Here is a 23,045-nt window from a genome sequence, read left to right as displayed (position 1 = left end):
GCCCGCCGGGAACGTCTCCTATGTTGGACACATGTCCAGTCAGGTGTTCGAGGCGCCGCGCCAGGGGCTCAACCCGCGTCAGGCCGAGACCGTCGAGAGGCTGCTCGCCGCCGGGCTGGAGGAGCTGCGCAGCGTCGGCCACGAGGCACTGACCGTGCGCACGGTCGCCCAGCGCGCCGGCGTCTCGCCCGCTACGGCGTACACCTATCTCGCCTCCAAGAACCACCTCTTCGCCGAGCTCTTCTGGCGCCACCTCACCGCCGACCCGGCGCCGGCCCCCGACGGCGGTACGGCGACAACCCGGCTCCAGGCCACGATGCGCGCCCTCACCGCGCGGATCGTCGAGGAGCCGGCGCTCGCCGCGGCCGTCACGCCGGCCTTGCTCGGCTCCGACCCCGACGTCGAGCGGCTGCGGCTGCGGATCGGCGGGGAGTTCCTCGCCCGCTTCGAGGCGGCGATGGGGGAGCAGGCCGACCCGGCCGTGCTGGAGGTGCTGGTGCTGACCCTCTCGGGAGCGCTGCTGCAGGCCGGCATGGGTCTGATGACCTACGACCGGATCGCGGAGCGACTGGTCGCCGCGGTCGACGTGATCATGCGAGGCAACTCATGACCGCGACCGCCCACGCCCCCCTGGTCTTCGACCCGTACGACTACGACTTCCACGAGGACCCCTACCCGACGTACCAGCGGCTGCGCGACGAGGACCCGGTCCACCACGCGCCGGCCGACGACCTCTGGGTGATCTCGCGCCATGCCGACGTCTTCGACGTGCTGCGCCGCGATGACATCTTCTCCAACCGGATGGGGGTCTCGCTCGACGCCTCGGCGTGGAGCCCAGACGCCCACAAGGTGATGAGCTTCCTCGGTCTCGACGGCGCCGAGCAGGCCCGGATCCGCAAGCTGGTCTCGGCAGCCTTCACGCCGCGCCGGGTGCGCGAGCTGACGCCGGAGGTGCAGCAGCTGACCGAGAAGTACCTCGCCTCCACGCTCGCGATCAGCGCCGAGCAGGGTGAGGCGGACTGGATCAGGGACTTCGCCGGCAAGCTCCCGATGGACGTCATCTCCGAGATGATGGGCGTGCCGGAGGCCGACCGGGACGAGGTACGACGCCTGGCGGACCTCGTCGTGCACCGCGAGGACGGCGTGCGCGACGTGCCGGTCGCTGGCATGGAGGCGTCCTTCGCGCTCTTCGAGTACTACGGCGACATGGTCGAGCAGCGCCGGGCCGCCCCCAGCGACGACCTCACCTCCGCGCTGCTCGCCGCCGAGCTCGACGGCGACAAGCTGCGCGACAGCGAGGTGATGGCCTTCCTGTTCCTCATGGTCGTCGCCGGCAACGAGACCACGACCAAGCTGCTCGGCAACGCGCTCCTCCACCTCTCCGCCCATCCGGAGCAGCGGGACGCGGTGCTGCGGGCTCCGGAGGACCCGAGCACACTGGTGGTGCCGTGGATCGAGGAGACCCTGCGCCACGACACGTCCAGCCAGATGCTGGCCCGCTACGTCACCGAGGACACCGAGATCGCCGGCGTGGCGGTCCCCGGCGGTGCCAAGGCGCTGGTCCTGCTCGGCTCGGCGAACCGCGACGAGCGGGTCTTCACCGACCCGACGACGTACGACATCCACCGCGAGAAGGCGGAGCTCTCGCAGATCCTCAGCTTCGGCACCGGCCGGCACTTCTGCCTCGGCGCCAACCTGGCCCGGCTGGAGGCGCGGGTGGTGCTGGAGGAGCTGGTCCGCCGGGTCGAGCACTTCGAGGTGCACGCCGACCGCGCGGTCCGGGTGCATTCGACCAGCGTGCGCGGGTTCGCGTCGCTGCCGACCGCCTTCACCGTGCGGAGCGCCTGATGGCTGCGTCACGGAAGCCCGTCCACCCCGACCGCCGGCCCGCCGTCGTCGCCGGCGCCTCCTCCGGGATCGGCGCCGCGACGGCGAAGGCGCTGGCGGCGGCCGGCTTCCCGGTCGCGCTCGGCGCCCGCCGGATCGATCGCCTCGAGGAGCTCGCCGGGGAGATCCGGGAGGGCGGTGGCGAGGCCTTCGTGCACCCGCTCGACGTGGCCTCGACCGAGTCGGTCGACAAGTTCGCCGCCGCGGCCGCCGCGGCCCTGGGCGACATCGAGATCGTGGTCTGCAATGCCGGCCTGCTCGCGCCCGGCGCGATCCTGGACGCGACGACCGAGCAGCTCGCCGCCGAGTTCGACGTCAACGTGCTCGGCGCCCACCGGCTGGTCCGCGCCGTCGGTTCCGGGATGGTGGAGCGGCGGCGGGGCGACCTGGTGTTCGTCTCCTCCGACACCGCTCTGCGCGCGCGGCCGTTCATGCGCGGCTACAGCGCCACCAAGTCCGGCCTCGAGGGCCTGGTCGAGGCGCTGCAGATGGAGCTCGAGGGCAGCGGGGTGCGCGCCTCCGTCGTGCGCCCCGGCCCGACCTGGTCCGAGATGGGCTCGGACTGGGACGCCGAGGCCGGCGCCAAGGTCCTCACCGAGTGGGTCAAGTGGGGCCACGCCCGGCACTCGCACTTCCTCAAGGCCACGGCCATCGCCGACGCGATCACGACCGTGGTCAGCGCGCCCCGCGGCGTGCACCTGAGCCCCGTCGACGTGAACCCCGAAGCACCACTGTCGAAGGAGGAGCAGTCATGACGCTCGCCGACATCCCCGAGGTCTCGACCGTCCTCGACGACCAGGACCCGTCCGTCCCCGCGATCATCAAGGGCACCGGCCACCTGCCGGAGATGCGGGTCGACCCGATCCGGCTCTTCCACCGGGTCCGCGAGGAATGCGGCGACCTCGGCCGGTTCCGGCTCGCCGACAAGCAGGTCGTCCTGGTGACCGGCGCGGAGGCCAACGAGGCCTTCTTCCGGGCGCCCGACGACGTGCTGGACCAGGCGGCGGCGTACCCGTTCATGACGCCGATCTTCGGCAAGGGCGTGGTCTTCGACGCCTCGCCCGAGGAGCGCCAGCAGATGCTCAAGAACCAGGCGCTGCGCGGCGACATGATGCGCGGGCACGCGCAGACCATCGAGGCCGAGATCCGCCGGATGGTCGCCGACTGGGGCGACGAGGGCGAGATCGACCTGCTCGACTTCTTCGCCGAGCTGACCATCTACACGACGTCCTCGTGCTTGATCGGCAAGCCCTTCCGCGACCAGCTCGACGGGTCCTTCGCGGAGATCTACCACCGGCTCGAGCACGGTACCGACGCGATCGCCTACGTCGACCCGTACGCCGACATCGAGAGCTTCCGGATCCGCGACGAGGCCCGCGAGGAGCTGGTCGCGAAGGTGCAGGCGATCATCTCCGCGCGCGTCTCCCGGGGCGAGGTTCCTCGTGACGAGAGGGACCTGCTCGACGTCCTCATCGCCGTCGGGTACGACGCGGACATGGTCACCGGCATCTTCATCTCGATGATGTTCGCCGGCCACCACACATCGTCCGGCACCGCGTCCTGGGCGATGATCGAGCTGCTCCGCCACCCCGCGGTCATGGCCTCCGTGGTCGCGGAGCTGGACGCGCTGTACGCCGACGGGTCCGAGGTCTCCTTCCAGGCGCTGCGCTCGATCCCGGTGCTGGAGTCGACGCTCAAGGAGACCCTGCGGCTGCATCCGCCGCTGGTCATCCTGATGCGGCTGGTGCAGGAGGACTTCGAGCTGCTCGGCCACACCATCCCGGCCGGCACCGTGCTCGCCGCCTCGCCGCGCGTCTCCAGCCGGATCGAGGACGACTTCCCTCTAGCCCACGCCTTCGAGCCCGGGAGGTACATAGACCCACGCCAGGAGGACCTGCAGAACCGCTGGACCTGGATCCCGTTCGGCGCCGGCAAGCACCGCTGCGTCGGCAACGCGTTCGCGATGATGCAGATGAAGGCGATCTTCTCGGTGATCCTGCGCGACTTCGCGTTCGAGCCGGTGCAGGAGCTGGACTCGTACCGCGACGACTTCACCAAGATGGTGATCCAGCTCGCCCAGCCCGCCCGGGTCCGCTACCGGCGGCGGTCCCGATGAGGGTCGTCGCCGACACCGGCATCTGCCAGGGGCACCAGCTCTGCCAGGGCGAGGCCCCCGACGTCTTCGGCTTCGACGAGGACGCCGATGTCGTCGTACTCCTCGACCAGCACCCCGGCGAGGCGCTGCGCGCCGACGTCACCACCGCCGTGAAGTACTGCCCCGCCTTCGCCCTGTCCATCGAGGAGGACCGATGAGTGACCCGACCGCGCCCCTGAGCCGGGCCGAGATCGAGGAGTTCTGGGAGACCTGGCTCCAGATCAACCGGGACGTCGAGGCCGCGGGCGACTGGCGCCCGATGGCCGAGTGGTACGCCGAGGACGCGACGTACGGCTGGATGTACCACCCGGACGAGCATTTCATGGCGGTGGGTCGCGACCAGATCCGGGACTGGGCGATCGGCATCGAGATGGACGGCCTGGACGGCTGGCACTACGACTACGTCTGCACCATGATCGACGAGCAGAAGTCGATGGTGCTGGGCTTCTGGAAGCAGCGTGCGGGGATCGTCGACGACTCGACCGGTGAGGAGTTCGAGATCCTCGGGATCGGCGGCTCGTGGTTCGGCCTCAAGCGGGTCGCCGAGGGCGCGGACGCCGGGAAGATCAAGATCGACTGGCAGCGCGACTGGTTCGACCTGCCCTCGACCGGCCACACCTTCGTCGAGATCCTCAAGTCGGGCAAGGCGCCCGACACGCTGATGAAGCGGCTCGAGGTCACCGGCCACGGCGTGCCCGGGCACTACCACTACGAGGACCTGCCCTCGACGCTGTGGCCGCCGCCGGTCGAGGCCGGTCGGTACGTCACGCAGGCGGCCGCGCCGGCCGCGCCGGGGGTGTCGTCGTGACGGCGCTGCCTCCCGCTGCTCAGCAGCTGATCGACGGCAAGCTCGTCGCGGCGTCGTCCGGGGAGACCTATCCGATCATCGACCCGGCCACCGGCGCCGAGATCGGGGTGGCCCCGACGGCACCGTTGCCGACGTGGACGCCGCGATCGCCGCCGCCCGCCGGGCCTTCGACGAATCGTCGTGGTCGACCGACCGCGAGCTGCGGGTGCGCTGCCTGCGCCAGCTGCACGCGGCGCTGCTGGAGAACGCCGACGCCTTCCGGGCACTCACCACGGCGGAGGTCGGGATGCCCGGCTTCATGATGGGCGCGGCCGGATTCGACGTACCCGTGGACGGGCTGAAGTGGGGCACCGACCTGGTCGAGACCTACGAGTTCGAGACGGACCTGGGGGTCGCCTCGCCGATGGGGATCCCCTCGCGTCGTACCGTGCGCCGGGAGCCGGTCGGCGTCGTCGCCGCGATCACGCCCTGGAACGTGCCGACCCAGATCAACCTCGCCAAGGTCGGCCCGGCGCTGGCCGCGGGCTGCACCGTCGTGCTCAAGCCGGCGCCGGACACCCCGTGGGTGGCGGCCGAGCTGGGCCGCCTGGTCGCCGAGCACACCGACATCCCGCCGGGCGTCTTCAACGTGGTGACGCCGCGGTCCAACGAGGTCGCCTCGGTCCTGGCGACCGACTCGCGCGTCGACATGGTGTCCTTCACCGGCTCGACCGCGGTCGGCAGGGCGATCATGGCCGCGGCCGCGCCGACCCTGAAGAAGGTCTTCCTCGAGCTCGGCGGCAAATCCGCCGCGATCGCCCTCGACGACGCCGACGTGGCCGCGGTCGCCGGTGGCACCGCCTTCGCTGCGTGCATCCACGCCGGCCAGGGCTGCGCGATCACGACGCGCCTGGTCGTGCCGCGGGAGCGCTATGAGGAGGCGGTCGCCGTCGCCGCGCAGACCATGGAGTCGATCGGCGCTCGCGATCCGGCTGACCCGGGCGCGATCTGCGGCCCGGTCATCTCCGCCGCCCAGCGGGACCGGGTGGCGGCGTACTTCGCCGTGGCGCTGGAGGAGGGCGGGCGCTTCGCGACGGGCGGCTCGATCATCGACCGACCTGGCTTCTGGGTGCAGCCGACGGTGGTCGCCGGCCTCGACAACTCCTCGCGACTCGCGCAGGAGGAGATCTTCGGACCGGTGCTCGTGGTGATCCCGCACGACGGCGACGACGACGCGGTGCGGATCGCCAACGACTCGGCGTACGGCCTCTCCGGCTCGGTCGACTCGGCGTCCCTGGAGCGGGCGAAGGCGGTGGCCGCCCGGATCCGGACCGGCACCCTCGCCGTCAACGGCGGCGTCTGGTTCAGCCCGGACGCGCCGTTCGGCGGCTACAAGCAGTCCGGCATCGGCCGGGAGATGGGCGTCGCCGGGTTCGAGGAGTACCTGGAGATGAAGACGATCGCCGAGCCGGCGTGAGGGGTGCAGGAATCACCGCTGAAGAGGTAGTTCCTGCGCTTCTTGACCGTTGCAACGGCCAGTAAGTGCAGGAATCGCCTCTTCAGCGGTGATTCCAGCACACCAGAGTGACAGGAGTGAACGTGCGTTTCGAGAACAAGGTCGTGGTGGTCACGGGCGCGGCCCAGGGCATCGGCGAGGCGTACGCCCGCGCGCTCGCCGCGGAGGGGGCGGCGGTGGTGGTGGCCGACCTCAACGAGGAGGCCGGGGCGAAGGTCGCGGCCAGCATCGACGAGGGCGGGGGCCGGGCGATCTTCGTCCGCTGCGACGTGTCCTCCGCCGCGTCGGCCGAGGCCCTGGTCGAGGCGACCACCGAGGAGCTCGGCGGGATCGACCACCTGGTCAACAACGCCGCGATCTACGGCGACATGGAGTTCAACCTGCTGATCACGGTGGACTGGGACTACTACCGCAGATTCATGAGCGTGAACCTCGACGGCGCCCTCGTCATGACCCGCGCGGTCTACCCCGAGATCGCCAAGCGCGGCGGGGGAGCGATCGTCAACCAGTCGAGTACGGCGGCGTACCTCTACTCCGGCTTCTACGGCCTCGCCAAGGCCGGCATCAACAGCCTCACCCAGCAGCTCGCGCACGAGCTCGGTGGCCAGCGGATCCGGGTCAACGCGATCGCGCCGGGGCCGACCGACACGGAGGCGACCCGCACCCAGGCCGGCGACGCGGCCCAGGACATCGTGCGCAACAGCCTCGCCATCAAGCGGATGGGCTCCGTCGACGACATGGTCGGCGCGCTGCTGTTCCTGCTCTCCGACGACGCGTCGTGGGTCACCGGCCAGGTGCTGGCGGTCGACGGCGGCCAGACCTTCCGGCTATGAGCGCCGCCATCAGGGTCGGCTTCGTCGGCCTCGGCAATATCGGCAGGCCGATGGCGCTCCGGCTGGCCGCGGCCGAGGCCATCGACCTCCACGTGTACGACGTCGCGCCGGAGCCCGTCGCCGAGCTGGTCGCCGCCGGGGCGACCGCCGCCGCCTCGGTCGCGGAGCTGGACGTCGACGTCGTCTGCGTGATGGTGCGCGACGACGACCAGGTCCGCGCGGTCGCCGCCGACGTACCGCACGACCGGGTGCTCGTCGTCCACTCGACGGTGGCGCCCGGCACCCCGGCCGAGCTGGCCGCGGCCGGGCACCGGGTGCTCGACGCGCCGGTCAGCGGCGGCCCGATGGGAGCGGCCGAGGGCAGCCTGGCGATCATGGTCGGCGGTGCCGCCGACGCCTTCGCCGTCGCTCGCGCCGCTCTTGAGGCGATGGGCTCAAAGGTCGTCCACGCCGGGCCGGTCGGGGCGGGCACCCGGATGAAGCTGGCCCGCAACCTGATCCACTTCGTCGCGTTCACGGCCGTCACCGAGGCCCAGCGCCTGGCCGAGGCCGCCGGCCTCGACCTGGTCGCGCTCGGCGAGGTCGTCCGGCACACCGATGCCATCACCGGCGGCCCCGGCGCGATCATGTACCGCGACACGACGGCGCCGATCGCGCCCGACGACTTCTGGCACGGCGTCCTCTCCCACGTGGCCGCGCTGGGGGAGAAGGACCTCGGGTTCGCGATCGCGCTCGCGGACGAGCTCGGCGTCGACGTACCACTGGCGCGCGAGGCGCTGCCGCGACTGGGGAAGGGGCTGGGGCTCTGATGAGCGACAAGTTCGACGACCTGCCGGAGGCGCGGGCCAGGGGCCTGCGCAAGATGGAGGAGGTCTACGGCTTCGACATGACCGACGGTGCCGGCGACTTCTTCCGCTACACCGCCGAGCACCTCTTCGGCGACATCTGGCAGCGGCCCGGGCTCACCGACCGCGACCGCCGGCTGTTCCTGATCGGCCTGCTCGTCGGCCAGCGCGCCGACGACGTGCTCGGCATCCAGGTCCCCGCGGCCCTCGCCAACGGTGAGCTCGACGCCGACGCGCTGCGCGAGCTGGTCATCCTGGCGTGCCACTACGACGGCTGGCCGAACGGATCCCGGCTGAACTCGGTCGTCGAGGACGCGATCGGCAAGGCCGAGCGGGCCGCTGCGCGCGACCGGGGGGACACCCCTTGACGGAGGCCTTGTTAGCCTCGGGATCGATGACACGCGATGTGGCGCAGGCGGTTCCGGACCGCAGGGCGGAGCCGGTGACCCCGGACGTCCTCGACTCCCTCCTCAACACCTCGGTCGCGCGCGACGGGGCGGCCGTCGGGGTCTGGCGGGTCCCGACCGAGACGATCGGCGACCAGGAGCTCGAGGTCGCCCGCGACTGGCTCGACGAGGGGGAGCGGCAGCAGGCGTCGTCGTACGTCCGGGCGGAGCTGCGCCGCGCCTACGAGATCGCCCACGCCGCCGCCCGCCTGGTCGTCGGCGCCGCCTCCGACACACCGCCGGAGAAGGTCGTCTGGGGCCGGCACCCCTGCCCCGGCTGCGGGGAGCCCCACGGCCGTCCGCGGGCGGAGGGGGCCGGCGTGGAGTTCTCGCTGAGCCACACGCCCGGCCAGGTGCTCGTCGCGGTGGCCGACGCGGCCGTCGGCGTCGACGTCGAGCGGCACCCCGACGACCCGGTCGCGCTCGCCAAGCTCCTCCACCCCCAGGAGTGGGAGGAGATCGACGCCGCCGCCCGCGGGACGCTCGACGGCGGCCGGGCGACGGTGCGGTTCACCCGCGCCTGGTCGCGCACCGAGGCCTACCTCAAGGGGATCGGCATCGGCCTGGGCCGCGACCCCCACCTCGACTACCTCGGCACCGACGACGCCTCCGGCCGCCGGCTCGGGTCGTGGACGGTCCGCGACGTCGTGGTGCCGGAGGGGTACGGCGCGGCGCTGGCCGTGCTCGCCTGAACCACCTCCGCCGGACCCCGGCTCTTCGCTACGCTGGCCGGGCTCGCGGAAAGGCCGCCCATGCATCGAGCCCGCGGTGTGCTCGCCACCCTCCTCGCCCTGCTGGCGGTGCTGTGCGCCCTGGCCGCGGTCGTCGCGGTGTGGGGGCGGGGCCAGATCCTGGACACCGACCGCTACCTGGCGTCCGTCGCACCGCTCGCCGACGACCCGGTGATCCAGGCCGAGGTCGCCGACAAGATCGCGGAGGCGATCATCGCCCGCCTCGACGTCGAGCAGTACGCCGCCGGCGTACTCGGCCCCGAGGCGGCCTCCCTCGCGCCGGCGCTGGCCCGGGGCGTGACGGACTGGGTCGGCGACACCGCCCGCGACGTCGTGAGCTCCCGCCAGTTCGCCCGGCTGTGGACGGCGGCGAACCGGATCGGCCACGCCGAGCTGGTGCGGCTGCTGACCGGCGAGGAGCCGCCCGGCGTCGTGATCAGCGCCGGCCGGATCCAGGTCGACCTCACCGACATGGTCGCGGTCGTCCGCGGCCGGCTCGTCGCCGCGGGGCTGTCGGTCGTCGCGACCATCCCGCCGATCACGCTCGTGGTCGACATCGCCGACGCCGACGGGCTGACCGCGGCCCGCGACGCCGTCCGCCTGCTCGACCGGCTCGCCTGGTGGCTTCCCGTCGCCGCGCTCGTCCTGATCGCTGCTGCCGCGCTCGCCGCCACGAGCCGTCGCCGGGTCGCGGTCCGGACGCTGGTCGCCGTCGCCTGGGCCATGGTGCTGCTGCGGCTGGTCATCGCGCTCGGCAAGCGGATCGCCGCCGACAGCATCCCGCGCGAGATCGCCACTCCCACTGCCGTGCACCACTACTACGACCACCTGCTGCGCCTGCTCGAACGAGGTGTGCTCGGCGCGGCGCTGGTCGCGGGGATCCTGCTCCTCGTGGTGGCCGCCACCGCCGTCGACGTACGCCGCCGGCGGGTCCCGGCGACCTATGTCGCGGCCGGGCTGGGGGTTCTCGCTGCCGTCCTGGTCATCCTCGGCTGGGGCCACGTCCTCGTCGTGGTGCTCGGCCTGCTCCTGGCCGCCGCCGGCATCGCCGTCGCCCGGGGCAGCCGTGAAGGCGCCGTGAAATCGGGGTGAAAGCGTCGCTCCCTAGCGTCTGACGCGTCGTCCGGTCGTCGGACGCCGTCCGAGGGGAGTCCGCATGTCCAGCACCACCATCGCGACCACGGGGCCGTCGCGCACCTATCCGTCGCTCCGCGCGGCGTGGATCCCGATGGCAGCGTTGTGCTTGGCGTTCTTCGTGGAGATGGTCGACAACACGCTGCTGTCGATCGCCCTGCCCACCATCGGTCGCGACCTCGGCAGCGGCACGACCGCCCTGCAGTGGGTCACCGGCGCCTACTCACTGACGTTCGGCGGGCTGCTGCTCACCGCCGGGTCGATCGCGGACCGGTTCGGGCGGCGCCGGGTGCTGGAGATCGGGCTCGCCGTGTTCGGCCTACTGAGCCTGCTGGTCGTGCTCGTGACGACCGCGGGGGAGCTGATCGCGCTGCGCGCGGCCCTCGGCGTCGCCGCTGCGGCGATGGCGCCGATCACGAACTCGCTCGTGTTCCGGCTCTTCGACGACAAGGCGCTGCGGATGCGCGCGATGACCGTGATGATCGTGGTCGGCATGTCCGGGTTCATCCTCGGCCCGCTGCTCGGCGGCACGGCGCTGGCCCACGTGCGGTGGGAGTGGCTGCTGGTCGTCAACGCGCCGATCGCCCTGCTCGCCTTCATCGGCGTACGTCTCGGCGTGCCCGCCGACCGGCCCGAGGACCTGACCCAGGACGTGCTCGACGTACCCGGCACCGTGCTCAGCATCACCGCGATCGGCCTCGCCTGCTGGTCCCTCACCAGCGGCGTCGAGCACGGCTGGCTCTCGGCCCTCACCCTCGCCTCGATCGTGGGCGCCGTCCTCGCCGCCCTGGCGTTCGTGGCGCACGAGCGTCGTACCGCCTCACCGATGCTCGACCTCCGCCTGTTCGCGAACGGCACCATCCGCGGCGCCGCCATCGCGCAGGTCGGTACGTCGATCGCGATGGCCAGCGTGATGTTCGGGCTGATCCTGCACTTCCAGTTCGCCTACGGCTGGAGCCCCGTCCGCGCCGGCCTGGCGAACCTCCCGATCATCCTGACCATGATCGTCGCCACCCCGCTGTCCGAGTGGCTCGCCGCCCGGTTCGGTCACCGCATCGCCTGCCTCATCGGCGCCCTGGCCCTCGCCGGGTCCCTCGTCGGCCTCGCCTGGGGCGTGGAGCACGGCTACCCGGCGATCGCCGCCGCCATGGTCGTGATGACCATCGGGCTGCGCACCGTGATGACCATCTGCGCCATCGCCCTGATCGACGCGATGCCGGCCAACCGCACCTCGATCGGCGCCGCGCTGAACGACACCGCGCAGGAGATCGGGACCAGCGTCGGCACCGCCGTGGTCGGCACCATGATCGCCGCCCTCGTCACCGCCCAGCTCCCGGCCGGCACCTGGAGCAGCGCGCTCGTCGAGTCCTTCTTCCACGGCGAGCGGATCACGTACGCCGTCCTGGCGGTCGTCGTCGGCCTGGTTGCCGTCGTCGGCGCCCTCGCTCTCACCGACTCCCACGCGACCGAGGAGCACCCCGACCCGGCCGAGTGACCGCCGCGGCCGGGGCCTGCGAGGTCACAGGAACCGAACGGTCTCCTCGGGCCGCAGGCGCGGCAGCCGGTCCATCCAGGCGCCCGGCCCCGGACGGCCGATGTTGACCACCAGCACCGTGCGCTGGCGACCGCCGGGGAAGAGCTCGCTGTCGATCGCCGCGGCGTCGTACCCCAGCATGGGACCGGCCGCCAGACCCGCGGCACGCACGCCGAGGATGAAGTACGCGGCCTGGAGGACTGCGTTGAACTCGGCAGACCGATGGCGACGGTCGACCGGGTTCTCGAAGTAGTCCGAGGCGCCTTCCAGATAGGGCATGAGCCGATCCATGTGGACGTGGAAGTCGAGATCGGCCGACAGGACGGCGACGACCGGCGCGGACGCGGTCTTGGCGCGGTTGCCCTCGTTGAGCAGCGGGATCAGGCGTGCCTTGGCCTCGTCGGTGCGCAGCACGGTCACCCGGAGCGGTTGGACGTTGCCGCTCGTCGGCGCCCAGCGCACGAGCTCCATGATGGACAGGACCTGTTCGTCCGTGACCGGCTCTGCGGTGAAGGTGTTGGCCGTCCGGGCGCGGCGGAAGATCAGGTCCTGCGCTTCGGTGGAGAGCGTGAGCTCGGCTGAGGCACTGGAGATGGACACGGTGGATTTCCTCTCGTGGAACGGGGTGAAGGGCGGTCAGTCGATGGTCCAGGTGTCGCCGGTGTTGATGAGCTGGGTGAGCCGCTCGGTGTCGGTGTCACCGGTTGCTGTGGCGGCGTCGCGGGCGTGAGCGATCTGGGCGCGGGTCTGGTCGTCGTAGGTGGGGCGGTGGATCTGGCGGAAGATGCCGATGGGGACCTGTCCGGTTGTGCCGGGTGGGGCGTTGTGGTCGCTGAGGCGGGAGAGGGCGAATTGGCGGGTGGGGTTGGTCTCGGTGGGGTCGTGGTGCCAGGTCTGGGTGTGGCCGTTGATGTCGAGGGTGATCTCGAGGCCGGGTTCGAGGCGGAGCAGGTGGTCGGCGGCTTGGGGTCCCTTGAGGGTGTCGAAGGCGCCGTCGTTGAAGATGGGGCAGTTTTGGTAGATCTCGACCAGGCTGGTGCCGCGGTGGGCGGCGGCCGCTTGCAGGATGGTGGTGAGGTGTTTGCGGTCGGAGTCGATGGTGCGGGCGACGAAGGTGGCTTCGGCGCCGAGGGCGAGGGAGACGGGGTTGAAGGGGTGGTCGAGGGATCCGGTGGGGGTGGATTTGGTGATCTTCCCGACTTCGGAGGTGGGTGAGTATTGGCCTTTGGTGAGGCCGTAGATGCGGTTGTTGAACAGCAGGATGGTCATGTTGACGTTGCGGCGTAGGGCGTGGATGAGGTGGTTGCCGCCGATGGACAGGGCGTCGCCGTCGCCGGTGACGACCCATACGGAGAGGTCTTCGCGGGCTACTGCGATGCCGGTGGCGATGGAGGGGGCGCGGCCGTGGATGGAGTGCATGCCGTAGGTGTCGAGGTAGTAGGGGAACCTCGAGGAGCAGCCGATCCCGGAGACGAAGACGATGTTCTCCCGAGCTAGTCCGAGGTCGGGGAGGAAGGACTGGACGGCTTTGAGGACGGCGTAGTCGCCGCAGCCGGGGCACCAGCGGACTTCTTGGTCGCTGGAGAAGTCCTTGCCGGTCTGGGTCTGGCCCTCGGCCAGCCGGGGCACCAGGGCGGTGCCCGCCGAATGATGTGCGGGCATGGGCAGGTCTGCCAGGTTGTTGGTCGTCATCGGACGGGTGCCTCCTCTGGGCTGGTCTCGTGGTCGGCGGGAAGATTGAGGCCGTGTTCGCCGAGGTCGACCTCGCGTCCTTCGGCGTGGCCGATGAGGGTGCCGATGGCTTCGGCGAGCTCGGCGGCCTTGAGGGGAAGCCCGTAGACGTGGTTGTAGCCCTGGGCATCGACGAGGTACTCCGCGCGCAGGAGTCTGCTGAGTTGGCCGAGGTTCATCTCGGGCACGAGGATCTTGTCGTAGGAGCGCAGGATGTCTGCGAGGTCGTGGGGGAAGGGGTTGAGGTGGCGCAGGTGGACCTGCGCCACGTGGTAGCCGGCGCGGCGCACGCGGCGGCAGGCGGCGCCGATGGGGCCGTAGGTGGAGCCCCACCCGATGACCAGGACCTTGGCCTGCCCACTCGGATCATCGACTTGCAAGGGGGGCAGCGAGTCGGCGATGCGCTGCACCTTGGCGGCGCGCAGGCGGACCATGTGGTCGTGGTTGGCCGGGTCGTAGGAGATGTTGCCGTGTCCGGTGGTGGGGGTGCCGGCTTTCTCCAGTCCGCCGATGCGGTGCTCGAGTCCGGGGGTGCCGGGGATGGCCCAGGGCCTTGCGAGGGTCTGGGGGTCGCGGGCGTAGGGCCAGAACTCCTTCGTGCCATCGCCCTTGTCGTGGTTGGCCTCGGTCGCGAAGTCAGCGTCGATCTTGGGCAGCTGGTCGATGGTGGGGATGGCCCAGGGTTCGGAGCCGTTGGCCAGATACCCGTCGGAGAGGAGGAAGACGGGGGTGCGGTAGGTGATCGCGATCCGGGCGGCTTCGAGGGCGGCGGCGAAGCAGTCCCCGGGGGATTGGGGGGCGATGATGGGGACGGGGGCTTCGCCGTTGCGGCCGTACATGGCCTGGAGGAGGTCGGCCTGTTCGGTCTTGGTCGGCAGGCCGGTGGAGGGGCCGCCGCGTTGGACGTTGACGACCACCAGGGGGAGTTCGGTCATGACCGCGAGTCCGATGGCTTCGGACTTGAGCGCGATCCCGGGCCCTGAGGTGGTGGTGACGCCGAGTTGGCCGGCGAAGGAGGCGCCGATCGCGGCGCCGATCCCGGCGATCTCGTCCTCGGCCTGCAAGGTGGTCACCCCGAACCCCTTGTGCTTGGACAGCTCGTGGAGGATGTCGGAGGCCGGGGTGATCGGATACGAGCCTAAGAAGAGCGGTACACCGGCACGAACACTGGCCGCAACCAACCCATACGACAGGGCCAGGTTGCCGGTGATGTTCCTATAGGTGCCGGAGTTCATCCGGGCGGGTTTGATCTCGTACTGGACCACGAAGGTCTCGGTGGTCTCGCCGTAGTTCCACCCCGCGCGGAATGCGGCGATGTTCGCGCCCAAGATCGCGGGGACCTTGGCGAACTTCTTCTTCAAGAACGCCACCGTGGGTTCGGTCGGGCGCCCGTACATCCACGACAACAACCCCAACGCGAACATGTTCTTCGCCCGTGCGGCGTCCTTACGCGAGAGCCCGAACTCCTTGACCGCCTCGACGGTGATCCCGGTCAGGTCGACCGGCTGCACCGCGAACCCCGCCAACACATCATCGACCTCGCCGAGCTTGTCGAGCGGGTTGGAGGTGTAGCCGGCCTTGTCGAGGTTGCGTTGGGTGAAGTCGTGGGTGTCCACGATGATCGTCGCCCCCCGCGGCAGATCACCCAGATTGGCCTTCAACGCGGCGGGGTTCATCGCGACCAGCACATCCGGGCGGTCCCCGGCGGTGAGGATGTCGTGATCGGCGAAATGGATCTGAAACGACGACACCCCGGGGATCGTGCCCTGCGGGGCGCGGATCTCGGCGGGGAAGTTCGGCAACGTGACCAAGTCATTGCCGAACACCGCCGACTCCTGCGTGAACCGGTCACCGGTCAGCTGCATGCCATCGCCGGAGTCACCCGCGAACCGGATGATCACCCGATCCAACCGCTTGACCTGCTTGACCGTCGTGATCGCCTCGGCGACGTGGCGCGCCACGTGGGGGTCCTTCCTCTCGAGGGTCATGGCTCCGGCGCTCAGAACTCGGGCGCGCGCGTGCGCTTGCGCTCGTACTGGGGGAGGTCGGGAGCGACCGGGCGCCGGAAGTGGGAGGCGCTGACGGCTCCGCCGTCGACGGGGAGGATGACGCCGTTGACCTGGCGGGACTCGTCGGCGAGGAGGTAGGTGGCGGCGTACGAGACGTCCTCCGGCTGCCCGACGCGACCCAGGTGGACGTCCCAGATCGGCGGACCCTGCACGGGATGGTCGAGGAGGGCCTCGAGGTACTCGCCGCCGGTCCGGGTCACGCCGGGAGCGATGCAGTTGCAGCGGATGTCGTAGCGGGCGTAGTAGCTGGCGACATTGTGCGTGAGGGCGATCACCCCGCCCTTGGCCGCGCTGTAGCCGGCCGCACCGTTCACTCCGCGGATCGCGTGCTGGGAGGCGAGGGTGACCACCGACCCCCCGTTGCCCGCGCACATCGCCTGGAGGGCGTGCTTGACGGTGAGGAAGGTGCCGGTGAGGTCGCTCGCGATGATCTGGTTCCAGCCGTCGAGACTCATCTCGGAGAGCAGGCCGTCGTGCGGGGCGTTGTCCTGGTAGCCGGACGCGTTCGCGACCACGCCGTCGAGGCGACCCCATCGCTCGGCCACCGCTGCGAAGGCACCGGCGACGTCGGCCTCGACCGAGATGTCCCCTCGGGCGAAGTGGGCGGAGCCGAGGCGACCCGCCAGCTCCGCCACGACCTGGTTCCCGTCGTCCGCGTTGCGCCCGATCAGGGTGACGTGGGCACCTTCGTCGACGAAGGTCTGCACCATGTGGCGGCCGAGCCCCCGGGTGCCCCCGGTGACCACGATGACCTTGTCCGCGAGCCGTCCCGTCACGTCCGGTCCTCCCTCTTCGCTCGTCATGTCAGATCTCCGTCCCGGTCGCCCGGCACCGGCCGGGTGATGTCGTCGCGGACCTGTCGGGCGACGTCGCGCACCTCGCCCCAACCCCGGTCGTACGGCGCGAGGAACGCGCTGCGTCGGCGGATCCGGCCGAAACGCCAGCCCGCGGCCGTCCGCACGTACTGCTCCTCGTAGCTGCCGCCCGACCACAGGGCCTGTCCGGCTGGGGTGAGCAGCGCGTTGAGGCCCTGCCAGGTGGCCTCGGCCGTGTCGCCCTCGACGCGGATCCGAGGCGTCGTCGCCAGGTGGACGGCCATCGCGAACCGCAGGCCGAAGTCCCGCATCATCTGCCGGATGGCCACCTTGCCCTGGAGTGCGCCCGTCATCGGGGTGTCGTACACGGCGTCGTCGGTGAAGAGGTCCGCCGCGGCATCCGGATCCGAGCCGGCGCCGTCCCAGCCCGTGTTGCAGTAGTGGCAGTAGAGGGCCTTCAGCGAGCGGATCCGCTCGTGGTCCTCCAGGATGCGCAGCCGGCTCTCGAGGTCCGGGGCCGGGTCGGGGGCAGCGGGCGTCACGAGGCCGGGGAGGTGATGGCGACCATGGGGTTCGCGTCCGGCTCGGTGATCCGCATGCCCGCGATCCGCCACTCGCCGTCGACCTTGCGGTAGGTGTCCTCGTACAGGCGGTAGCCCTGGGCGGCCTCCAGCCCGGCCTCGCCCGTCCACTGCATGTGGAAGCTCATCGACCAGCGGCCGGTCGCGGTGCCGTCCGGCAGCACGGCGATCTCCGGCATGTGGCCGGCGTGGAACGTGGTCAGTCGCGCGGACAGCTCACGCAGCGACGCGACGAACTCGCCGGCCGGGCCGCTCATGGCGGAGGTCGCGCGCACCTGGGCGTCGGGCCAGAACAGGTCCGCGACCTCGTCGAACTCGTGGGCGTCGACGTGGCGGAAGTAGCGGGCCTTGAGCTGCCTGATGGCCTCGACGTCCTCGAGCTGCCCGAGCCGCTGTGCTGCCTCAACCGGATCCATCGTGCCTCCTCGCTGGATGGCGCGATCTTGTCATCGAATCAAAGATCGAGTCAATGGAATCATATTTGAAGATTTCGGATGACATGCGTAATCTGACCGGAAAGGTTCGCCCGGGACCCGTCGGTGCGGTACGACGGCCCGGCGTCGGTCCCCAGGCGGAGGTCGGCCGCGGTCGGCCGGATGGGAAGTACGCGTGGCAGTGAGCGAGCTGTTCGAGGTCGCGATCGTGGTCGACGACATGGAGCGGGCGATCCGGGAGGAGCTGGCGCCGCTGCGGCCCTTCCTCGAGGACTGGTGGCGCACCGGGCATCCCTCGAGCGAGGTCTACGACGCCTCGATGGCCGGATGGGACCCGTCCCGGTGACGGCCGTGGGCCCGCAGCCCGACCCGCCCGCGCGGCCCGACCCGGCCGCGCCCTACGCCCTCGCGGCAGGCCTGCACGTGTCCGACCTGGCGGCGTCGGAGCGCTTCTATGTCGCGCTGCTCGGCTTCTCGGTGTTCGGCCGGCTCGACCTGCCGAACGGCCGGCTGGCCGCACTCCGGTTCGGCAACAGCATGCTGAAGCTGCTGCAGTGGGACGAGCCGAGAGGTCCGCGGGAGGCCGGGCCGGTGCTCGGCATCAGGTACCTGACGGTCCACGTGACGGACCCGGACGAGATCGTGCGGCAGGCCGTCGCCCGCGGCCACGCGGTCGTCCGCGCGCCGTACTCGTTCTCCGAGTCCGTGCGCGTGGCCTTCGTGGCCGACCCCGACGGCAACCACGTCGAGCTGTGCGCGGGCGTCGCGTGGAGCCCGGTGGGCTCGGACGGGAGCGGCGCATGAGCTCGGTGGTGGTCGTCGGCTCCGGCGCCGCCGGCCTGGCGGCCGCGCTGGCGGCCAGGCGTGGTGGAGCGGACCTCACCGTCCTCGAGGCGGCGCCGCGCATCGGGGGCACCACCGCGTTGTCGGCGGGAGCCGCCTGGCTGCCGGCCACGACCCACCTCGCGCGGGCCGGGATCGCCGACAGCCCCGCCGCCGCGTTGGAGTACCTCCGCAGCGTCCTGGTCGTGGGCTGGACGGACGCGTCGATGCTCGAGGCGTTCTGCGCCGACGCGGGCCGGGTGGCCGACCTGCTGGAGGAGCTCACCCCGCTGCGCTGGCAGGTCCAGGAGCATCCCGACTACTACGAACGGCCGGGCTCGCAGCCGCGTGGCCGGGTCCTGGAGCCGGCGCCGCTGCCGCTGACCGGCGGCGCCGCCGACGTCGAGCGACAGGTGCACCTCGGCGAGCCGGGCGACCTGGGGACGGTGCCGGTCACGTTCGGCGACACCCTGCACGGCAAGGCGGCCCACGCCCTCCCCGACGGCGCCGAACCGCTCGTGACGATGGGACGCGGTCTCGTCGTCGCGTTGGCGGCCGGTGCGGTGGCCGCGGGCGTGGTCGTGCGCACCGGCTGCCGGGCTACCCGGCTGCTCACCGACCGGAACGCGGCCGTGGTCGGCGTCGCGACGTCCGACGAGGAGTTCCTCGGACGGGTCGTCCTGGCGAGTGGGGGCTTCGAGCGGGACCCCGGCCTCACCCGCGCCTTCCTCCGCGGCCCGGCGCCCCATGCGCTGGGCGTCGCGTCCGTGCGTGGCGACGGGCTGCGGATGGCGATGGCGGCCGGCGCCGACCTGGCGAACATGAGCGAGGCCTGGTGGTGCCCGGCCTACCGCATCCCGGGGGAGACGGTCGCAGGAGGAGAGCCGAGGAGCCGGATCGTGTTCCCCTCCCATCGTGCGGCGCCGGGCTCCATCGTCGTCGACGCGGACGGGCGGCGGTACGCCGACGAGGCCAGCAACTACAACGACTTCGGTCGCACCATGACGGAGATCAGCACAGGGCGGCACGAGTTCGGGCGATCCCCGTCATGGCTGGTCTTCGACGCCGTCTTCCGCTCGGGCCATGCGAGCTTCCTGCCGCCCGACAGCGATCCCGCCTGGTGCCGGCGCAGCGCGACCTGGTCCGGCCTGGCCGCCGCGATCGGCGTACGACCGGACGTGCTGGAGGAGACGGTACGACGGGTGAACGGCCTGGCCGCGGGCGGACGCGACACCGACTTCGGTCGAGGCGACTTCGCCTACGACCGCTTCCACGGGGACCAGGGGGTGACCCTGGGGCCGCTCGTCACGCCTCCGTTCTACGCGCTGGAGATCCACCCGGGGGCGATCGGGACCAAGGGCGGCCCGCGCACCGATGCCGAGGGCCGGGTCCAGCGACCCGGCGGCAGCGGGGGCCTCCCCGGCCTCTATGCCGCCGGGAATGTCGCCGCGAGCCCGTTCGGTGCGATGTACGCCGGCGGGGGCGGAACCATCGGCCCGGCGCTGGTCTTCGGCTTCCGCGCCGGGGAGGCGGCCGCCGCCGACGCCACCGCCGAGGAGGGGTGCGCATGATCCTCCGTCTCCGTACCGCTCCGGCTCCCGTCCTGCTCGTCGAGGAGCCGGCCGTGATGAGCGCGCTGGCCCTCCTGTGCGACGGTGCGGACCGCGCGGCGCTCGGGCTCGCGCTGGAGCGGCAGGGCGCCGGATCCGTCGCCGACGACGAGCAGCACGTCTGGGTCCGGGTGGCGTGGGTCCGGGAGCAGGTCGCCGCCGTGGACCCGTCCTTGCTGGGCGGCTTCGACGGCATGGTCGCGTACGCGGCGAAGCACGGCTGGGTCGACGCGTCGGGGCATCACGTGCGGGTGCACATCGCCGCACCTGATATTGAATCGAATCCGACTGAATAGAACCATTGACCAGAAAAATGGAATGTGTCATGCTTCACAACACAGTGATTTCGAGTCAGTGGGACCGGTGTTTCGGGCAGTCCCCAAGAGAGGGGTGGACGATGGGATCAGTACGGTCAGGAAGCGGATGGGCGGTCGCCGTCTCGCCGCCGGCCTGGTGGCGCTCGTCCTGGGCGCGGCGGTGCTGGCGGCATGCGACGGCGGCGGCAGCGGGTCCGGGAGCAGTTCGAAGCCGGTCGACGTGTCCGAGCTGCCGAACAAGATGGAGCCGGCCTCAGGACCGGTCGACTCGGTGACGTGGAACATCAGCCCGCAGCCGACCAGTCTCGGCGTCCCGGGCTTCTCGGAGAACAACTACGCGCCCCAGTCGATCATGTGCGACCACCTGGTCGCGCTCGACGGCGACTGGAACTTCGTCCCCCACCTGGCGACCGAGCTGCGCTGGGAGACCCCGACGCGACTGGTGATGCCGATCCAGGAGGGCGTGACCTACTGGGACGGGACCCCGCTGACGGCTGACGACGTGGTGTGGAACCTCAACCACGTCATGGATCCGGCGGTCGCTCCGACGAACCAGGCCAACGTCGCCAACGTCGAGAGCGTCACGAAGACCGGCGACAACGAGGTGACGGTCGAGTTCACCCAGCACGACAGCACCTACGTCGCGACGGTGCTCGCCACCAACTTCGGTGCCATCCACAAGCCGAGCGTCGTGCAGGAGAAGGGCGACGCCTACGGGACGGCCGCCGGGGGCATCATGTGCTCCGGTCCCTTCGAGTACGAGTCCTGGCAGACCGGCGAGTCGATGACCATGACGGCCAACCCGGACTACTGGAACGACGACTACCAGCCGCTGATCCAGAAGCTGACCATCCGGTTCGTCTCCGACCCGAACGCGCTCGCCAGCGCGCTGCTCTCCGGCGAGATCGACGGCGCCTACAACCTGCCCCTCTCGATCACCTCCCGCCTGGAGGGCGCCAGCAACGGCACGCTGCAGCGCGGCAAGTCGGTGCTGTTCGACGTGCTGATCCCGGTCGACCAGTCCGGACCGCTCGCCGACGTCCGGCTGCGCAAGGCGCTGTCCCTCGCGATCGACCGGGAGGCCGTGGCCAAGGTGGGCTACGCCGGATACGGACACCCGAACGTCCAGGCCGTCTCCTCTCCGTCCTCCTTCACCTACGGCGGCGACGTCTTCAAGCAGCAGGTCACCGACAAGCTGGACTATCTGCTCGAGCCGGACCTGGAGCAGGCCAAGGGCCTGGTCGACGACGCGGGAGCGCCGAGCCGGCCGCTCACCCTGGTCTACACGGCAGGGGACCCGGTGCACGAGAAGGCGGCGTCGGTGATCCAGCAGTCCGCCGCCCAGGCCGGCATCGACATCGAGCTGGCGCCGAAGGACCCGACCGAGCTCCTCGGGCTGCTGACGACGCCGGACGCGCGCGCCGGCGTGGACCTCTGGCTGCGGATGGGCGTGCAGAACGCGCCCGACCCGCTGGTCGCGATCGTCTCGGGCTATGTGGGCAAGGGCGTCCTCACCTTCGGGCACGAGAACTCCGCGGCCTTCGACCTGATCAGCCAGGCGCGGGCCGAGCCCGACGACGACGCCCGGGCGGAGCTGACGGCGCAGGCGCTGTTCCAGATGACCGACGAGGACGCGTTCCCGATCCCGCTCGTCTACCGGGACAACACGCTCTTCCTCAACGAGCGTCTCGGCGGAGCCTGGCTCAACAACCCCTACTGGGAAGGTCCGTGGGCGGCGGTCATCGGAGCCAAGTGACGAGACCGGCTTCCCCGTGACCAGCAGGTGAGGGGGCACCACTCCCGGTGCCCCCTCGCCTCCCCAGCGAGACGAGAGGTGGCGCGATGTCCATCGTGATCGTTCTGGTCAGGCGCCTGACAGGGGCGCTCCTGACCATGGTGGCCTCGAGCTTTGCGGTGTTCGGTGCGATGTACCTGGCACCGGGCGACATCACCGATGTCCTGATCGGCGGCGACGCGTCGCCGGAGGCCATCGCCGCCGCCCGGGCGGAGTACCACCTCGACGATCCCTTCGTCGTGCAGTACTGGCACTGGCTCGAGCGTGTGCTCCACGGCGATCTGGGGGTCTCCCCGATCTTCCAGGTCCCGGTCGTCGACCTGATCGGGCCGCGGCTGGTGAACTCGCTGTGGCTGGTCGGACTCGCGACGCTCATCGTCGTGGTCGGCGGGATCGTGCTCGGCACGCTCGTCGGCCTGCGTCCGAACCGGCTCGGCCGGGCCATCCTCGGTCTCGCCGCGGCCGGCGTGGCCGTCCCGCCTTCGTGGCGGGCGTCCTGCTCCTGGCGCTGTTCTCCGTGCAGCTCGGCTGGTTCCCCACGTTGGGCGGGGGCGAGGGCGTCCTGGACCGGCTCTACCACCTGGCCCTGCCGGCGCTCGCGCTCGCGACGCCGATCGTCGCCTATGTCATCAACGTGACGGCGGCCGAGGTGGCGACCGAGGCCGAGCGCGAGCACGTCGAGACGGCGCGCTCGCGCGGCATCCCGAACCGGATCGTGACCCGGCGCCACATCGTGCGGAACGCGCTGATCCCGGTGACCACCGCGACCGGGTTGGCGGCCGCCTCGATGATCGCCGGGGGAGCGGTGATCGAGGTGGCCTTCGGGATCAACGGCGTCGGCTCGTACCTGGTCCAGGCCGTCCACCAGCGCGACATCGTCGTCGTCCAGGGCATCGCACTGCTCCTGGTCCTCTCGTTCGTCCTGGTCAGCATGCTGATCGACGTCCTCTATGCCGTGATCGACCCCAGGGCGGTGGCACGTACATGACCTTGCAGGCAGCCG

25 protein-coding genes and 1 pseudogene are annotated in these 23,045 nt (G+C 71.1%); 20 read left to right on the top strand and 6 right to left on the bottom strand.

The features are described 5' to 3' along the window. Window positions 1-31 precede the first annotated feature (31 nt). The 13 genes from FIV44_RS10045 to FIV44_RS09985 all read left to right on the top strand — a co-directional run bounded on the left by FIV44_RS10045 (window position 32) and on the right by FIV44_RS09985 (window position 11,829). Entirely contained in the window at window positions 32-610 is a 579-nt protein-coding gene (locus FIV44_RS10045; protein ID WP_141004320.1) for a TetR/AcrR family transcriptional regulator, read from the top strand. After that, on the top strand, window positions 607-1,848 hold the full coding sequence (locus FIV44_RS10040) for a cytochrome P450 (RefSeq protein WP_141004319.1): 1,242 nt from the start codon (window positions 607-609) through the stop codon (window positions 1,846-1,848). The genes FIV44_RS10045 and FIV44_RS10040 overlap by 4 nt, the downstream gene beginning before the upstream one ends. Continuing rightward, entirely contained in the window at window positions 1,848-2,642 is a 795-nt protein-coding gene (locus FIV44_RS10035; RefSeq protein WP_141004318.1) for an SDR family oxidoreductase, read from the top strand. The genes FIV44_RS10040 and FIV44_RS10035 overlap by 1 nt, the downstream gene beginning before the upstream one ends. Then, window positions 2,639-4,003: a cytochrome P450 gene (locus tag FIV44_RS10030; protein ID WP_141004317.1), complete on the top strand. Its 1,365-nt coding sequence runs from the start codon at window positions 2,639-2,641 to the stop codon at window positions 4,001-4,003. The genes FIV44_RS10035 and FIV44_RS10030 overlap by 4 nt, the downstream gene beginning before the upstream one ends. Then, the gene (locus tag FIV44_RS10025; protein ID WP_141004316.1) at window positions 4,000-4,200 is read left to right on the top strand and encodes a ferredoxin; all 201 of its coding nucleotides are present in this window, start codon (window positions 4,000-4,002) and stop codon (window positions 4,198-4,200) included. The genes FIV44_RS10030 and FIV44_RS10025 overlap by 4 nt, the downstream gene beginning before the upstream one ends. Continuing rightward, a complete protein-coding gene (locus FIV44_RS10020) occupies window positions 4,197-4,850 on the top strand; it encodes a nuclear transport factor 2 family protein (RefSeq protein WP_181411086.1) in 654 nt (217 codons plus the stop codon). The genes FIV44_RS10025 and FIV44_RS10020 overlap by 4 nt, the downstream gene beginning before the upstream one ends. Before the next feature lie 133 nt (window positions 4,851-4,983). Continuing rightward, window positions 4,984-6,306: an aldehyde dehydrogenase family protein gene (locus FIV44_RS10015; protein WP_246086905.1), complete on the top strand. Its 1,323-nt coding sequence runs from the start codon at window positions 4,984-4,986 to the stop codon at window positions 6,304-6,306. A gap of 122 nt (window positions 6,307-6,428) precedes the next feature. After that, window positions 6,429-7,178 (top strand): SDR family oxidoreductase, encoded by a 750-nt coding sequence (locus FIV44_RS10010; protein ID WP_141004315.1) that lies wholly within the window; start codon window positions 6,429-6,431, stop codon window positions 7,176-7,178. After that, on the top strand, window positions 7,175-7,987 hold the full coding sequence (locus tag FIV44_RS10005) for an NAD(P)-dependent oxidoreductase (RefSeq protein WP_141004314.1): 813 nt from the start codon (window positions 7,175-7,177) through the stop codon (window positions 7,985-7,987). The genes FIV44_RS10010 and FIV44_RS10005 overlap by 4 nt, the downstream gene beginning before the upstream one ends. After that, on the top strand, window positions 7,987-8,391 hold the full coding sequence (locus FIV44_RS10000; RefSeq protein WP_141004313.1) for a carboxymuconolactone decarboxylase family protein: 405 nt from the start codon (window positions 7,987-7,989) through the stop codon (window positions 8,389-8,391). The genes FIV44_RS10005 and FIV44_RS10000 overlap by 1 nt, the downstream gene beginning before the upstream one ends. 26 nt (window positions 8,392-8,417) lie before the next feature. Then, window positions 8,418-9,161 (top strand): 4'-phosphopantetheinyl transferase family protein, encoded by a 744-nt coding sequence (locus FIV44_RS09995; protein ID WP_141004312.1) that lies wholly within the window; start codon window positions 8,418-8,420, stop codon window positions 9,159-9,161. Between the two features lie 60 nt (window positions 9,162-9,221). Further along, window positions 9,222-10,292 (top strand): hypothetical protein, encoded by a 1,071-nt coding sequence (locus tag FIV44_RS09990; protein ID WP_141004311.1) that lies wholly within the window; start codon window positions 9,222-9,224, stop codon window positions 10,290-10,292. A gap of 64 nt (window positions 10,293-10,356) precedes the next feature. After that, entirely contained in the window at window positions 10,357-11,829 is a 1,473-nt protein-coding gene (locus tag FIV44_RS09985) for an MFS transporter (RefSeq protein ID WP_141004310.1), read from the top strand. Window positions 11,830-11,853: 24 nt separating this feature from the next. Here FIV44_RS09985 and FIV44_RS09980 read toward each other — a convergent pair whose 3' ends face one another. Genes FIV44_RS09980 through FIV44_RS09955 form a run of 6 tightly spaced genes read right to left on the bottom strand, consistent with a single transcriptional unit; the run spans window position 11,854 to window position 17,480 of the window. Then, complete coding sequence (locus FIV44_RS09980; protein WP_219996381.1) at window positions 11,854-12,468, bottom strand: malonic semialdehyde reductase; 615 nt, start codon at window positions 12,466-12,468, stop codon at window positions 11,854-11,856. Window positions 12,469-12,504: 36 nt separating this feature from the next. Further along, the gene (locus FIV44_RS09975) at window positions 12,505-13,560 is read right to left on the bottom strand and encodes a 2-oxoacid:ferredoxin oxidoreductase subunit beta (RefSeq protein WP_141004309.1); all 1,056 of its coding nucleotides are present in this window, start codon (window positions 13,558-13,560) and stop codon (window positions 12,505-12,507) included. Continuing rightward, a complete protein-coding gene (locus tag FIV44_RS09970) occupies window positions 13,557-15,587 on the bottom strand; it encodes a 2-oxoacid:acceptor oxidoreductase subunit alpha (protein ID WP_141004308.1) in 2,031 nt (676 codons plus the stop codon). Before FIV44_RS09970 ends, FIV44_RS09975 begins: the two co-directional genes overlap by 4 nt. 11 nt (window positions 15,588-15,598) lie before the next feature. Then, on the bottom strand, window positions 15,599-16,471 hold the full coding sequence (locus tag FIV44_RS09965) for an SDR family NAD(P)-dependent oxidoreductase (RefSeq protein ID WP_141004307.1): 873 nt from the start codon (window positions 16,469-16,471) through the stop codon (window positions 15,599-15,601). Continuing rightward, entirely contained in the window at window positions 16,468-17,025 is a 558-nt protein-coding gene (locus tag FIV44_RS09960; RefSeq protein WP_181411085.1) for a nuclear transport factor 2 family protein, read from the bottom strand. Before FIV44_RS09960 ends, FIV44_RS09965 begins: the two co-directional genes overlap by 4 nt. After that, window positions 17,022-17,480 carry a nuclear transport factor 2 family protein gene (locus FIV44_RS09955; protein WP_141004305.1) on the bottom strand — a complete coding sequence of 153 codons (459 nt, stop codon included), beginning with the start codon at window positions 17,478-17,480 and terminating at the stop codon, window positions 17,022-17,024. The genes FIV44_RS09960 and FIV44_RS09955 overlap by 4 nt, the downstream gene beginning before the upstream one ends. A 193-nt stretch (window positions 17,481-17,673) precedes the next feature. Here FIV44_RS09955 and FIV44_RS30370 point away from each other — a divergent pair, with 193 nt between their 5' ends. The 7 genes and pseudogenes from FIV44_RS30370 (at window position 17,674) to FIV44_RS09930 (ending at window position 23,030) form a co-directional block, all read left to right on the top strand. Next, complete coding sequence (locus tag FIV44_RS30370; RefSeq protein ID WP_181411084.1) at window positions 17,674-17,844, top strand: hypothetical protein; 171 nt, start codon at window positions 17,674-17,676, stop codon at window positions 17,842-17,844. Beyond that, complete coding sequence (locus FIV44_RS09950; protein ID WP_181411083.1) at window positions 17,826-18,302, top strand: VOC family protein; 477 nt, start codon at window positions 17,826-17,828, stop codon at window positions 18,300-18,302. Before FIV44_RS30370 ends, FIV44_RS09950 begins: the two co-directional genes overlap by 19 nt. Then, window positions 18,299-19,891: an FAD-dependent oxidoreductase gene (locus FIV44_RS09945; RefSeq protein WP_141004303.1), complete on the top strand. Its 1,593-nt coding sequence runs from the start codon at window positions 18,299-18,301 to the stop codon at window positions 19,889-19,891. The genes FIV44_RS09950 and FIV44_RS09945 overlap by 4 nt, the downstream gene beginning before the upstream one ends. Further along, window positions 19,888-20,226: a hypothetical protein gene (locus FIV44_RS09940; RefSeq protein ID WP_141004302.1), complete on the top strand. Its 339-nt coding sequence runs from the start codon at window positions 19,888-19,890 to the stop codon at window positions 20,224-20,226. Before FIV44_RS09945 ends, FIV44_RS09940 begins: the two co-directional genes overlap by 4 nt. Window positions 20,227-20,353: 127 nt before the next feature. Further along, on the top strand, window positions 20,354-22,003 hold the full coding sequence (locus tag FIV44_RS09935; protein ID WP_181411082.1) for an ABC transporter substrate-binding protein: 1,650 nt from the start codon (window positions 20,354-20,356) through the stop codon (window positions 22,001-22,003). An 86-nt stretch (window positions 22,004-22,089) separates the two neighbouring features. Continuing rightward, window positions 22,090-22,308: pseudogene (locus FIV44_RS33125) on the top strand (ABC transporter permease); the annotation flags it as partial. A gap of 83 nt (window positions 22,309-22,391) precedes the next feature. After that, window positions 22,392-23,030, top strand: coding sequence for an ABC transporter permease (locus tag FIV44_RS09930; RefSeq protein ID WP_342778889.1), 639 nt, complete (start codon window positions 22,392-22,394; stop codon window positions 23,028-23,030). Window positions 23,031-23,045: the final 15 nt, after the last annotated feature.

This window comes from Nocardioides humi (genome assembly GCF_006494775.1).
GTDB lineage: Bacteria > Actinomycetota > Actinomycetes > Propionibacteriales > Nocardioidaceae > Nocardioides > Nocardioides humi.
This window is presented reverse-complemented; position numbering and strand designations above follow the sequence as displayed.

What these genes read in the sequence shown, in the direction of transcription:
- FIV44_RS10020 (WP_181411086.1), top strand. Translation starts at nt 4,197, where the DNA reads ATGAGTGACCCGACCGCGCCCCTGAGCCGGGCCGAGATCGAGGAGTTC.
- FIV44_RS09935 (WP_181411082.1), top strand. Translation starts at nt 20,354, where the DNA reads ATGGGCGGTCGCCGTCTCGCCGCCGGCCTGGTGGCGCTCGTCCTGGGC.
- FIV44_RS09985 (WP_141004310.1), top strand. Translation starts at nt 10,357, where the DNA reads ATGTCCAGCACCACCATCGCGACCACGGGGCCGTCGCGCACCTATCCG.
- FIV44_RS09965 (WP_141004307.1), bottom strand. Translation starts at nt 16,471, where the DNA reads ATGACGAGCGAAGAGGGAGGACCGGACGTGACGGGACGGCTCGCGGAC.
- FIV44_RS09940 (WP_141004302.1), top strand. Translation starts at nt 19,888, where the DNA reads ATGATCCTCCGTCTCCGTACCGCTCCGGCTCCCGTCCTGCTCGTCGAG.
- FIV44_RS09990 (WP_141004311.1), top strand. Translation starts at nt 9,222, where the DNA reads ATGCATCGAGCCCGCGGTGTGCTCGCCACCCTCCTCGCCCTGCTGGCG.
- FIV44_RS09970 (WP_141004308.1), bottom strand. Translation starts at nt 15,587, where the DNA reads ATGACCCTCGAGAGGAAGGACCCCCACGTGGCGCGCCACGTCGCCGAG.
- FIV44_RS10025 (WP_141004316.1), top strand. Translation starts at nt 4,000, where the DNA reads ATGAGGGTCGTCGCCGACACCGGCATCTGCCAGGGGCACCAGCTCTGC.
- FIV44_RS09945 (WP_141004303.1), top strand. Translation starts at nt 18,299, where the DNA reads ATGAGCTCGGTGGTGGTCGTCGGCTCCGGCGCCGCCGGCCTGGCGGCC.
- FIV44_RS09995 (WP_141004312.1), top strand. Translation starts at nt 8,418, where the DNA reads ATGACACGCGATGTGGCGCAGGCGGTTCCGGACCGCAGGGCGGAGCCG.
- FIV44_RS10000 (WP_141004313.1), top strand. Translation starts at nt 7,987, where the DNA reads ATGAGCGACAAGTTCGACGACCTGCCGGAGGCGCGGGCCAGGGGCCTG.
- FIV44_RS10005 (WP_141004314.1), top strand. Translation starts at nt 7,175, where the DNA reads ATGAGCGCCGCCATCAGGGTCGGCTTCGTCGGCCTCGGCAATATCGGC.
- FIV44_RS10030 (WP_141004317.1), top strand. Translation starts at nt 2,639, where the DNA reads ATGACGCTCGCCGACATCCCCGAGGTCTCGACCGTCCTCGACGACCAG.
- FIV44_RS10045 (WP_141004320.1), top strand. Translation starts at nt 32, where the DNA reads ATGTCCAGTCAGGTGTTCGAGGCGCCGCGCCAGGGGCTCAACCCGCGT.
- FIV44_RS09950 (WP_181411083.1), top strand. Translation starts at nt 17,826, where the DNA reads ATGGGACCCGTCCCGGTGACGGCCGTGGGCCCGCAGCCCGACCCGCCC.
- FIV44_RS10035 (WP_141004318.1), top strand. Translation starts at nt 1,848, where the DNA reads ATGGCTGCGTCACGGAAGCCCGTCCACCCCGACCGCCGGCCCGCCGTC.
- FIV44_RS10040 (WP_141004319.1), top strand. Translation starts at nt 607, where the DNA reads ATGACCGCGACCGCCCACGCCCCCCTGGTCTTCGACCCGTACGACTAC.
- FIV44_RS09955 (WP_141004305.1), bottom strand. Translation starts at nt 17,480, where the DNA reads ATGGATCCGGTTGAGGCAGCACAGCGGCTCGGGCAGCTCGAGGACGTC.
- FIV44_RS09975 (WP_141004309.1), bottom strand. Translation starts at nt 13,560, where the DNA reads ATGACGACCAACAACCTGGCAGACCTGCCCATGCCCGCACATCATTCG.